The organism is Fluviispira sanaruensis (assembly GCF_004295685.1).
Classification (GTDB): Bacteria; Bdellovibrionota_B; Oligoflexia; order Silvanigrellales; family Silvanigrellaceae; genus Silvanigrella; species Silvanigrella sanaruensis.
This window is the reverse complement of the sequence record NZ_AP019368.1, coordinates 1,036,480-1,048,694: the sequence shown is the minus strand read 5'-3', so window position 1 is coordinate 1,048,694 and position 12,215 is coordinate 1,036,480. Positions and strand designations below refer to the sequence as shown.

Genomic DNA, 12,215 nt, shown 5'->3' with positions numbered 1-12,215 from the left:
AATGTTAATCTTCGCTTTAATTTTACGAAGGACGAGGTCAATCTACTCATGCAATCGCATTTGGTCAATTTAAGAAAAGGAACTGAGGCTTTACGTGACAAAAAATAATTTTATAAATATAACTAAGAACTTAATTTATCTACTCTCCGCATTTATTTTACTATTTAGTATCCAAAAATCATATGCAAGTCAGTCATTTTCTCAATTTAAAACCGCGAATGAAAATTCAAACATAAAAATCACTGATGTCGTCTTTTTCCAAATTTTTCGCGGAGAAAATCACGACAACAAAAACATACAAATCTCACTAAAAACGGCTAATAACTTTAAAATTTATGAAGATAAACTTAAATTCCTTGTCGTTTCAAAAGACAATCTACCTTACGAAATTTCGTATTCTACAAATAAACCTTCGAAGGCGTATAAAGATCCTTTTTATAAAAAAAGTAAAAATGTCTTTGAATCAGGAACTGTCTTTACGTTAAGCAACTATCGAGCATTTTCCCACAACGACAAAATTGAAATAATGCTGCAATCCTGTTCCGATTCCATTTGTTTAGTTCCAACACAACTTATTTTACCCGTAAATGGTAATAATATAGCTGAAGAATTAAAAAATGAACTTTATTTTAAACCAATGGATAATAAATCTGTCATAAAAACCCAGGAAATCTCAGGAACTGATGAAAAAAGAGCTCTCAAAAACTTATCAACAGAAAATATAACTTACCTAAATGATAATCTCGCTTTAAAAATTCAACAGGCTCTCAGCATGGGTAGTTTTCTTCTATTTCCTGCGTTATTTATTGCAGGATTACTGATGAATTTAACCCCATGCGTTTACCCTATGATTCCTATCACTCTTAATGTTTTATCCCAATTTGGTGCGCAAAAAGAAAAAAAGAAAAAATTTCATGCCATAACCCTTCCCTCAATCTACGTGGGAGGCATGGTCATAACTTATTCACTCCTTGGTGTATTTGCTGGTATGACTGGAAATATTTTTGGGGCCCAATTAGCCAACCCTATTCTCAATGTTTTTATTGCTGCCATTATGTTTATACTTGGTCTATCCATGCTGGGACTTTTCAATCTTAGCCTTTTACAAAACTTAGCGCATAAAGTTCCCTTAGCAGATAAATATCCTCGGATTGCTGTTGGAACTATGGGTGCTGTTTCTGGACTTATTTCAGCTCCCTGCACAGGTCCTGTGCTTAGTATGATTTTAGTGCTTATAGCCCAAAATAAAAACCCTTTAACAGGTTTTACTTATATGCTCTTTTTTGCCCTTGGCTTTGGCGTACCATATATTTTTCTTGGTATATTCGGGCAAAAATTTATGAAACTCCCGCGTTTCCCCAAGCTCATCAATTTCACTAAAATATTTTTTGCCTCTCTTATGTTCGCTCTGTCTTTTTATTACTTAAGAAGCTTTCTACAAAATACAACATTTATTCAAAATTTTTATGCAGAACCTAATATATTAATTGTCATTATTTTACTGTTACTTTCTATTTTCTTCTGCCTATTATTTATTAAACCAAACATAATTGGAAAATTAGCTAAATTTGCCTTGATCATAAGTTGTACAATTCTTGCGTTGTGGCTTACCCTACTAACAACAAATAGTTTTATCCAAATTAAAAGTAAAAAAATTGAATCCGAAGTCGTACAAGTTTCAGGCATTAATTGGTTATATGATTACACTGAAGCCAAAAAGCTCGCCAAGCAAACCAGTAAACCCATTCTTTTTGATGTCTGGGCTGATTGGTGCACAGCCTGCCTTGAAATGAAAGAAACGACCTGGAAGGACAAAGAACTCATTGAGATTATAAATAAAAACTTTATTGCTGTGCAAATGGATTTCACTCAGACTCCTGATGACATCCAAATCTTGATCAATCGCTGGGGAGTTGCAGGACTTCCGGCTTATGGATTTTTCAAAAATAATTCATCGTTTGATGAAAGTCCTGATGTTTTATTTCAAGGTCTAATCTCAACACAAAAATTAATAAATTCTGCGAAAAATGTTTTGGGTAACAATTAATAATTGAGGGTAAATAATGTCAAACAGTTTTTTTTCTTGGTTTCAATTAACTCTTGCAGGTCTAGGGGTCATTGGTTTATTCCTTCTATTCTTTGGGATCTTAGCCCTTATTTCTTTAAAAAAGAATAAATTAAACAATAATATAAAAATAAATATAAAAAAAATAAATGAAATTTTCGCTGAAAATAAAAATAAAATATTGCATGAAATTTTACCATCTTCTGAATTAAAAATCATTGAAAAAAAAGAGAAAGAAGAAGCTAAATTAAAAAAGAAAGAAAGCAAAAAATCTCCACTGATTGAGAGAGAAAAAAATATATTTGTGCTCGATTTCAATGGAGATATAGCAGCAAGTGCTGTTACAACTTTAAGGGAACAAATCACTGCCCTTCTGCAAGTTGCTCGTCCTGTCGATGAAATTCTTATACGCCTCGAAAGTCCTGGCGGCATGGTACATTCATATGGTTTAGCTGCATCGCAACTTGCACGTATTCGTGAAAAAAAGATCCCATTGACCATTTGTGTTGATAAAGTCGCGGCAAGCGGTGGCTATATGATGGCATGTCTTGCCGACAAAATTATTTCTGCACCTTTTGCAATTATCGGCTCAATAGGAGTGGTGGCCAGTCTACCAAACTTAAATAAACTACTTAAAAAGAATGACATTGATTATCTCGAAATGACTGCAGGGGAATACAAAAGAACATTGACCCCACTTGGAGAAATCACCGAAAAAGGTAAAGCAAAGTTTCAAGAACAACTAGAAGATACACACGAACTTTTTAAAGATCATATTAAAAAGTACAGAGAAAATTTAGATTTAAACGCCGTTGCAACTGGTGAATATTGGTATGGGCTGAAAGCTTTAGAATTAAATTTAGTCGATGAAATAAAGACAAGTGATGATTATTTACTTGAGGCAAGTCAGATCTATGACATTTATCATATTTTTACTCCAAAAAAAGAATCCTTCAAAGATAAACTGACAGGGACCGCAGCCTCTATTGTTTCTTTAATCATGGAGAAAAGTACAACTAAAAGTGAACAAAAATATCCTCTTTTAATGTAACAGGAGAAATCATGAGTCATACAACCTTAATGGAGTCAGAGGTTCAAGAATCTGCAAATATTATTGAGAAACAATTAATAACAAATCTCGATATATTTTCAGCTATTGCAAGTAGATTAAAAAAAGAACCGCCCCCATTTATAGCAACAATTGCACGTGGCAGTTCCGATCACGCTGCTTCTTTTGCAAAATATGCGTTTGAAACACATTTGGGGATATTGACTTCTACAATTGCTCCTTCAATCCACACTCTTTATAAAGCAAAATTGAATTATAAAAATGCTCTTATCATTTGCATTTCACAATCAGGAAAGAGTGAAGATCTTATAGAAAGTCTGTCTTATGCAAGACGACAAGGAGCTGTTACGTTATCTTTTATCAATGAGGATAATTCAGCTTTAGCAAATGCAAGTGAATTTAATATTCCTTTACTCGCTGGAAAAGAAGTTTCTGTCGCTGCTACAAAAAGTTATATAGCATCCCTTGTCCGTATAGTTCAATTCATCGCTGAATGGACTTTCAATGGCGAACTCAAACAATATCTTAAAGATTTACCTATTATTTTAAATACAAAAAAAAATTATTTGATTGAGCCAGCTATTGAAATATTAAAATCAGCACAAAATATTTTGGTAATTGGTCGTGGCTATGGTTTTCCAATTGCAATGGAAGCCGCTTTAAAACTGAAAGAAACTTGTGGTCTCCACGCAGAGGCATTCAGTGGAGCAGAGGTATTGCATGGTCCATTTGAACTCATTCAAAAGAATTATCCTGTACTTATTTTTCTCCAAAAAGATGCTACTTATCAAACCATGCGAGAACTGATAAAGAAAATTGACGAAAAAAATGCTCTTATGATTATTTGCGGAGCTCAAAATATCCTCAATTTTTCTGATTTAAATTTAAAAACACAGCCTATTTTAATACCAACTGCAAATTCAATTTCTCCATTGTGTGACTGCATTTCTCTTATTCACACTTTTTATCCTTTTGCTGCTAAACTTGCTGTGGCTCGTGGCCGAGATCCAGACAATCCAACTAACTTAACTAAAGTAACTAATACCCGTTAACTTAAATTGAGTTAAAGTGTCATTGTCCCTGATAAATAAAGCATGCTTGCAATTTTCGTTTGTGGAATACTATTTGCATCTGGAAATATAGCTTTTTCTGCATATGCATAAATGTAATTTAATTCAAGTTGATACCCCCCTTGCAAATATCCGACAGCAAAATTTAAATACGAAATATCTACAGTCTTATTGGAAAAACTTGTTAAATTCGTTATACCCCCGCCACCCGAAAATTTTTGCCCTAAAACTGATTGATAACCTGCGGCATAAGATATTGCGTCTCCCTCTGCCAACAAACTATTGAAGCCAAACAACTTAGAGTTTCCAGATAAACCTAGCCCGATTGTATTGACAGTAAAAGAATCATCATTAATTAATGATGTATCATTTTGATAGGTTACACTGTTAGATGTGATCGTATTATTATTTTTTTGAGTCGCACCTAAAGTAACAGATTGAAGCCACATACCCCCTTTAAATTCACCATTATTATAATTATAGCCAAGAGAAGCTTCTATATTACTCGTATCACGGGCTGAATAAGTGCTTCCGCTTGTAACTTTAGTAACGGCATTACCTTGCATACTGAATAATGAGCGAAGTTCAATAACCCCATCTTCATAAGCTTTAATATAAGTTCCGAATTGAGCAGCAATTGCTTTTGCTTGTGTTTTCGCTTGTGAGTTAAATGTATTATCTGCCATCCCAATGACGGATATATTAAAAGGCGAGGTTTGACTTGCTGTTCCTGTCGTAGTTCCCCCAGCAACCACTGATACTGGAAAGTTATTATACCAACCAATTGCTGCATTTATTTTACCAAAATCAAAACTCCCTGCATATTTAAGAGCAACACCATCTTGACTGTATAAAGGAGGAGCTCCATCGATATTTGTGGCAATCAAAAGATAAAAAGCATCCGCAGCGTAAATAATAGAAGAGGCATTGTGATCACGTCCTAAAAATAAAGTCAATTTTGTCTGATCCGTATTTATAAAATCCACTCCAAGATTTGCCCTACGGATAATAAATAAATTCTGTGAACCATTGTCTGTTGGTGAAGTACTTGTAGCTGTTAATGGTGATGATGGCGAACCATTGAGAAATTCGATTTCACCAAAGATATTCTTATATCTATAGGAAAAATCCATCTGTGCTGTGCTTGTAAATAGATCGAATTGATTCAGTCTATAAGTATCGAATAAATCATAACGCCCATGTAACCTTAAATGAATTGTAAAATTGTTAGGGTCAAGTGGATTTGTTTCTGCTTGTGTAACATTTGGAATGATCAATAGAAATAGAATGAAAAATACTTTTATTACTTTTTTCATTTTCATCGCCTAAATTAAATTTATACACAATTTCTTCTTTAGAAAGTAAATGCATAAAAGCGAGGAAGAGCCTCGCTTTTTTACTAAATTAAGAAACTATTCGGAATTTGCTTCTTTTACATAGATTACAAAGCAATTGTACCAACTATATAAGCCATATAAGCTGAGTTCTGATTGACCTGCCCATCGTTGCCTGCATAAATAGACTGTTCCGCACTGACTCCAACAAAGTTCAATTCGAGGGAGTAGTTGCCTTGAGCATAGCCAGCGGCAATATTATAAAAAGTTAGGCTAGGTGTTTGGTTGGTAAATTTAGTAACTCCAGGAGAAACACCCGAGTTTGTAAAGGCTTGTCCTTGCACCGATTGGACCGCAAGACCATAGGTCAATTTGTCTCCACTTGCGAGCAGGCTGTTTATTCCAAAGAGATCACTTGTGCCAGTGACGCCAAGACCTATAACGTTTGCAGTGAATGAATCATCCGTTGGATTATCCACATAAGTGATGCTGTTTGAAGAAACAGAACCTGTCGTATTTTGTGTTCTGCCATATGAATAAGATTGTACCCAAAGTCCCCCTTTCAACATTCCGCTTTTGTAGTTATATCCAAGGGATGCTTCAACGTTACTGATAGTCGATGCGTCATAACTCGTAGATGAATTCACTTTTGTAACTGCTTCGGGTTGCATACTATAAAAAGCACGTGCTTCCACCACGCCATCAGCCATATTTACATTTGCGCCAATCTGGCCTGCATAGGCTCTCGATCCCGTTTTGGATTGCGAGTTGAAGGTTGCATCACCAACACCTTTAGACGATGTGCCAAAGGGAGTTGTTTGCGATACACCTGAGGTGGTGGAGGTATTTCCACCATTTAATATCGTTATTGGGAAGTTATTGTAGTAACCTACTTGTGCTTTGACATCACCAAAGCCAAATTTTCCTGCATAACGTAGCGCAATCCCATCTTGGCTGTTTGCACCTGACATATTGTCGACATTTGTAGCTATTAAGCTCGTAAATGCATCGGGTCCATAAACAATCGATGCTGTATTGTGATCACGACCAATTAAAAAAGATATTTTAGCCATATCTGAGTTAACTACGTCCATTCCTACATACGCACGCCGCACGACAAACATTTCTTGTTGGCCGTTAGTAGAAGAAGCTGTGGTTGTCGAAGATGCAGTATAGGGATCCGCTGCGGAACCCCCTTGAAATTCAATAATACCAAAAACATTTTTATAATTATAATTCAAACCTGTCCGCGCAGTAGTTGTAAAAAGATCTCCCTGATTTGTTCGGTAACTATCAGTCAAATCAAAACGTGTTTGTAACTTTAAGCGAAAAGAAAAATTGGACATATCAGTTGGACTTTGCCCGAATGCTAAGGTAGGTAAAGAAAGAAGAGAAACACAAGAGATCGTTTTGAGAAAGCTTTTCATGTAAATCCTCCAATAAGGTAACATTAAAAACATTTAACAACACTAACGAAAAACTATGTGACTTTAATTCTTTGAGATCATATTTGAGGGGAGAAAAGAGTGCAAGGGGATGAAGCACAAATTAATTAAGGATTTGTGCTACTTGCGCCAAAATCACGGCCAGTTTGATGATTGAAATCATTTTCACGCGCAATATTAATTTGACGATTGACTAAGTTTAAAGTATAAACAAGTAATACTGCTTTAAAACTCTGCCAAGTCTGCACATCTAATTGAATAAGTAAATTATCATCAAAATACATTTCTGTATTTGTGAGAATAGTTTCAATTGCTGAAAAAACTTGTTCAAAAGAACTTGCTGTTGCAAGATCGACCAAATCATCTTTACTGCGAATTGCTTGGGCAAGACGGTGAGCATTCGCTCTAATAAGTTCAACTGATTCACTATTTAGTATCATAAAAAGAAACCTCCATGTTCAACACATTCTTATTGTATCTAGCATAATACATGCGAGCAAGAAGGCTTCCGATTTTTTTTTAGTTTCGTTAAGTCTGGTAATTATTTTGACGTTTTAATTATAAAAAAGGTTGTCATACCAAATAAAAAGCACGCTACAAACAATGCAAGTATATATAATGAAGTTCTTTGTGGCACAATTCCTTTTATTTCAAAATACGGATAGGGAGAATTTTGATCCCCCACGCGTATCAACTGGTGTGATTGTTGTTTTGCTTTTGTGCTTTCACTATTTGTAAAAGGATCAAGCCCTACAAAAGATTTGTAGCCAACAGGAATTTTTGTAATACGTGGTGGCCAAATATTAATATTTCCATTTACTGTTGAAAATAAATTTCTTAAAGTACCGCTATATTCAGGCATAATAAAAATGGAAAAACCAGGAAGAATTTTTAACTCACTTGACATCCATTCAACTGAACCATTTAAAGCTGAAAGTGAAAACTCAGCGCTCAACTGATTGATGCCATCTTTGAGCGGTAAATTTACGATTGCTGCTTCATTGTGTTTGCTTTTTTCAAAAACGACCTGATCATTTCCATTTATTTTTAATTCTGCAAAATTTTTAGGGAGAGGTAATTGGACCGTTGCATGTTTAACACTCTTGTTATTTGTAAACATTCCAACATAATAAACATATAATTTACCTTGAATGGGCATAAGAATAAATTGATTTACAGATGGAATCCAGTTTTCAGATCCTGTTAAAACAATCGCTGGGGGGATGACGACATCGCTTGGCGCAGTTACGTTATCTTGATTTGATACCTTTGCTTCCAATTCATCGCTTGCATATGCTGAAGAAAGTAGAAAAAAACCAACAATAATAAAGAAACAGCAAATTAAAAATTGATATCTTGTCGAACCTTTTTCAGAAAAAAAACTATTCACTTCAGGTTCTTTCACAGTATGTGGCTCCCAAGGCAGATTTGCTTTTTGCAATCGATTACAAATAGCAACTACACCACGTAAAGCTTCTTCATGACTGTATTGATCAATTGTATTATCTGAACATTTTCCATAAATTAATTTTTGAAAAAGAGAATCCCTAAGAATTAATATTTTACAAAGCTCTTCCTGACTATTAAAGCCTTCAAAAGACGTAATAAGCTTAGACTTAGATTGCGCAGATAATAAAGGGGATAAAACAAATACAACAAGAAAAAAAGAAAATAATATGCAGAGAATTAAAGTTATTATCATGATTTTACCTCTGCTTTCTTTTTCTGAATAAATAAATGAATTTCTTCAAAAAGTTCCATATTTTCTTTTTCTTGCCTTTTTCTAGAATTACGCAGAGCAAAAATAATAAATAATGGACCTAAAATAAATCCGACAATGGGCACGGCCCAAATAAAAAGTCCCAAAGCTGAATGGGCATCGGGCTCTCGCAAAATCCATGTGCCATATGAGTCTTTAAAATATTTAATAATTTCTGGTTTTGTTTTTCCTTCTAACAACTGCTTTTCTATTTCTGTGCGCATAGCTATACTTTGCAAAGTTCCACTTTCTAAAATACTGACACCTTGGCAAGTCGGGCAACGCAATTCCTTTGCTACATCTTCCATCAGTGGATTCAATTGTGTCGGTTGAACCTGATTAGCGTGAGCTACTCCTGAAATCCCAAATAAAGTAATAGTAATCGCTAGCAATATTATAAAAGAAGATACGACTTTGGCAGCAAATTGTGCATTTATGGGGGAGCGCTCAATCGCCTCTTGCAAAATATCCTCAAGTGTTTCTTGATTCCCTTGTATGTTACCAAATGCATCTACCTCTATACTTCTTTTCTGTTTGCGGTGGGTCAGCGAAATAATCGCCCCTAAAACCATAATAACTAAACTCGTCCAGACAAACTTAACAGTGGGATTAAAACTCATTTTTAAAGAAACAGATTGATTATTCACATCAAATGATGCAAGAACAATATAGAGGTCATGCCAAAAATTCGATTGAATTCCTATTTCATTAAACCACTGTTCATTATTTGTAAATTTACTGCGCATAGGATTAATAAGGTTATTTTCTCCATTTTTAGTATCAATAGACTCAATATTAGCAATAACATATTGAGCATTGTAATTACGATTATAATTTAATCCTTTATTGACAATTGTATATCCATTAAAATATGTAGATTCATTCAAATTCAAATTTGCTTCAGCAGATATTCCACGATAGTTCCCAGCAAAACCAGCGATCGCAAATAAAAAGCCAATATGTATGATAAGAGCACCTACGTAAGGTCTATTGTATTTTAATAGAATCTTTCCATTCCAGCGTAATGCTTTTAATTTATAAATAAGATCCATAATTAATATTCCGCAAGTCCAGATAACTAGAAGAAAAATAATTGAGCTTTTTAGATCGAAATTTTTTTCTTTGGCAAGCGCTAAAGTGATTGCAACAGACCAAAGCAATGGAAAGAGCAGACACGTGATAGGATCCTCAATCTTACCATTTTTCCAACGCATTAAATTTCCAACACCAAGTAAAGAAACAAGACTTAAGCCTATCCAAGGGGCAAAAGCATTGAAAAAAGGTTGTTGAATTGAAATTTTTATTCCACGCGTAGCTTCGACTATCAAAGGCAAAAGAGTGCCGATAAAAACTAGGGCAAGTAAAAAAAGTAAGAAAAAATTAGTAAATAGTAAGGCACTTTCTTTGGACACTCGCCATTCATTGGATTTTGCGGCACCTTGAATGCGATTTCCTCTGGTAAATACCATGGCAATGGAAATAGACACTAAAAAACAAACCCATAATAAGTAAGTTGGTCCAATATCACTTTCAGCGAAAGAATGTACACTGCTTATGACGCCCGAACGGGTTATGAAAGTGCCTTGAAACGTCAAAGCATATGAAAACATAAATAAAAATAACATCATACGAGGTAAGCGTCCCGTTTTATCTGTCACAAGCAGGGTATGCAGTCCCGCTGTTAATGCCAGCCAAGGCATAAATGAACTGTTTTCTACGGGATCCCAAGCCCAATACCCAGCCCATCCAAGTTCAACATATGCCCACTTTCCACCAAGAAAAATAGCTATAGTCAGAACAGCCCAAGCTAATAACGCCCATTTTCTCACGGTCATTAGCCAATCAGTGGTAAATCCGCCACGCACGAGGGCTGCAAATGAGTATGCAAAAGGAACAATAAGTAAACAATATCCAGTGAAGAGCATCGGAGGATGAATTGCCATATAAGGATTTTGCAACAGCGCATTCATTCCTTGTCCGAAAGTTCCAACAGGAAACAGACGGGTTAAAGGAGCAGAAAAAGTAATTGTTAATAGCAACATAAAGGATAGAGAACAGCCATATGCGACACAAAGTGCAGGATATAAAGAAAAATTATTCCTTTTTACTGTGACCAAAGATAAAGTAACAACTAGACTCATTATCAAAGTCCAAAGTAAATGACTGCCTTCTAAAGCACTCCAAAATGAGGTAAAAAGATATAGCGGAGGCATATCAATTGAGGAATGCTCATAAACGTATTTAACGGAAAAATCGTGAAAGAAAATTGAGTTCCACATAACGAACGATGTCAAAAGAACACAAATAAAAACGGCTATGAGAGCATTGCGAGCGCTCGACACAACCCCAATATTGGGGTTGTGCAAAGAATAAAGTCCCATGACCATGCCATAAAAAGCAAAGCACAACCCTAAGCACAAGGAATAAAAGCCAACTTCAACCATGTTTCACCATTTTACTCTTGGAGGTAAGGAACAAAAAATCGCTTCGTGATTACCACCCGTCATTAAACCAAAGCGTGTGCCACGATCATAAACCAAGTTAAATTCAGCATAGCGCCCGCGCCAATAAAGATGCTTTTCTTCAAGTACTTTATCGTATGACATTGCAATCCTACGCGCTAAAATTTCTGTATAAGCATGAGCAGCGAATTGTCCAACATCAAGTAAAAGGGATAAATCTTGCTCATCTTCTATCTTAATAAAATCAAAAAATATTCCTCCAACACCGCGAGACTCTTTTCGATGGGGAATATAAAAATAGTCGTCTGCCCATTTTTTAAATTTTTTATAATCTGCAATTTTTGAATTTCGTTCACAGACCGTTTTCATACTTTCATGAAATAAGACTGTATCTTCTTCAAATGGAATCATGGGTGTGAGATCGGCTCCACCACCTATCCAAGTTGTGACTTTATCATTGTCTTTTACTTGTATACAACGAACGTTTAAATGCATAATTGGGGCAAAAGGGTTACGCGGGTGCGAAATTAAAGAGACACCGGCGGCTGAAAAAGGCTTACCTGCATTTTCCCCTTCTAGTGCGGGATATTGAGGTCCCCAGACACAGCTCATATTCACTGCAGATTTTTCAAGGGTTTCGGCGCGAATCACAGTCATCGTGCCTCCCCCTTCTAATTTCCTTTCAGGATTGTGCTCATACGCTGACCAATTTGTCGCAGTACAAGCCTCAACCCCTTCAATTTCATTAAATAAATTCTTACAAATATTTCTTACATATAGCAAAGTAGTTAATAAATTTTCAGAAAAAACCGAATCATCATTGCCATTTTTTGCCATTTTCCACAAAGGATCCGTTTTTTGCAAATCACATAATTTATTCTTTTTGAGTTCATGAAAAGGCACAATCGGATTTTGATCTAAAAACCTTTTGCTTCTTAATGAAAGTTCACTTTGCATAGAATTCTCTCCTTTATTTCAGGATTGCTGCATTGACAGCGCCAAACAGAGAGA

9 protein-coding genes are annotated in these 12,215 nt (G+C 35.3%); 3 read left to right on the top strand and 6 right to left on the bottom strand.

The genetic code is table 11. From position 1 onward, the window contains the following. Window positions 1–94 precede the first annotated feature (94 nt). Genes EZS29_RS04555 through EZS29_RS04545 form a run of 3 tightly spaced genes read left to right on the top strand, consistent with a single transcriptional unit; the run spans window position 95 to window position 4,186 of the window. Entirely contained in the window at window positions 95–2,047 is a 1,953-nt protein-coding gene (locus EZS29_RS04555; protein WP_130607028.1) for a protein-disulfide reductase DsbD family protein, read from the top strand. A 16-nt stretch (window positions 2,048–2,063) separates the two neighbouring features. Further along, window positions 2,064–3,116 carry a protease SohB gene (gene sohB / locus EZS29_RS04550; protein WP_130607026.1) on the top strand — a complete coding sequence of 351 codons (1,053 nt, stop codon included), beginning with the start codon at window positions 2,064–2,066 and terminating at the stop codon, window positions 3,114–3,116. 11 nt (window positions 3,117–3,127) lie between these two features. Further along, window positions 3,128–4,186, top strand: coding sequence for an SIS domain-containing protein (locus tag EZS29_RS04545; RefSeq protein WP_130607025.1), 1,059 nt, complete (start codon window positions 3,128–3,130; stop codon window positions 4,184–4,186). 11 nt (window positions 4,187–4,197) lie between these two features. Here the strand turns inward: EZS29_RS04545 and EZS29_RS04540 are convergent, their stop codons facing one another. From EZS29_RS04540 to EZS29_RS04515, 6 genes are all read right to left on the bottom strand, one after another. Beyond that, window positions 4,198–5,520 (bottom strand): hypothetical protein, encoded by a 1,323-nt coding sequence (locus EZS29_RS04540; protein WP_130607023.1) that lies wholly within the window; start codon window positions 5,518–5,520, stop codon window positions 4,198–4,200. 125 nt (window positions 5,521–5,645) lie between these two features. Continuing rightward, window positions 5,646–6,965, bottom strand: a complete 1,320-nt coding sequence (locus EZS29_RS04535) for a hypothetical protein (RefSeq protein ID WP_130607021.1) — start codon at window positions 6,963–6,965, stop codon at window positions 5,646–5,648. 125 nt (window positions 6,966–7,090) lie between these two features. Further along, complete coding sequence (locus EZS29_RS04530) at window positions 7,091–7,423, bottom strand: hypothetical protein (RefSeq protein WP_130607019.1); 333 nt, start codon at window positions 7,421–7,423, stop codon at window positions 7,091–7,093. Between the two features lie 101 nt (window positions 7,424–7,524). Further along, entirely contained in the window at window positions 7,525–8,685 is a 1,161-nt protein-coding gene (locus tag EZS29_RS04525) for a hypothetical protein (RefSeq protein ID WP_130607017.1), read from the bottom strand. Continuing rightward, the gene (locus tag EZS29_RS04520) at window positions 8,682–11,186 is read right to left on the bottom strand and encodes a cytochrome c-type biogenesis CcmF C-terminal domain-containing protein (protein ID WP_130607014.1); all 2,505 of its coding nucleotides are present in this window, start codon (window positions 11,184–11,186) and stop codon (window positions 8,682–8,684) included. Before EZS29_RS04520 ends, EZS29_RS04525 begins: the two co-directional genes overlap by 4 nt. A 3-nt stretch (window positions 11,187–11,189) precedes the next feature. Next, a complete protein-coding gene (locus EZS29_RS04515) occupies window positions 11,190–12,161 on the bottom strand; it encodes a coproporphyrinogen III oxidase (RefSeq protein ID WP_130607013.1) in 972 nt (323 codons plus the stop codon). Window positions 12,162–12,215: the final 54 nt, after the last annotated feature.

Bases quoted from the DNA above. Each gene is read 5' to 3' on its own strand.
- EZS29_RS04530 (WP_130607019.1), bottom strand. From the start codon at position 7,423: ATGATACTAAATAGTGAATCAGTTGAACTTATTAGAGCGAATGCTCAC.
- EZS29_RS04535 (WP_130607021.1), bottom strand. From the start codon at position 6,965: ATGAAAAGCTTTCTCAAAACGATCTCTTGTGTTTCTCTTCTTTCTTTA.
- EZS29_RS04520 (WP_130607014.1), bottom strand. From the start codon at position 11,186: ATGGTTGAAGTTGGCTTTTATTCCTTGTGCTTAGGGTTGTGCTTTGCT.
- EZS29_RS04525 (WP_130607017.1), bottom strand. From the start codon at position 8,685: ATGATAATAACTTTAATTCTCTGCATATTATTTTCTTTTTTTCTTGTT.
- EZS29_RS04545 (WP_130607025.1), top strand. From the start codon at position 3,128: ATGAGTCATACAACCTTAATGGAGTCAGAGGTTCAAGAATCTGCAAAT.
- EZS29_RS04540 (WP_130607023.1), bottom strand. From the start codon at position 5,520: ATGAAAAAAGTAATAAAAGTATTTTTCATTCTATTTCTATTGATCATT.
- sohB (WP_130607026.1), top strand. From the start codon at position 2,064: ATGTCAAACAGTTTTTTTTCTTGGTTTCAATTAACTCTTGCAGGTCTA.
- EZS29_RS04515 (WP_130607013.1), bottom strand. From the start codon at position 12,161: ATGCAAAGTGAACTTTCATTAAGAAGCAAAAGGTTTTTAGATCAAAAT.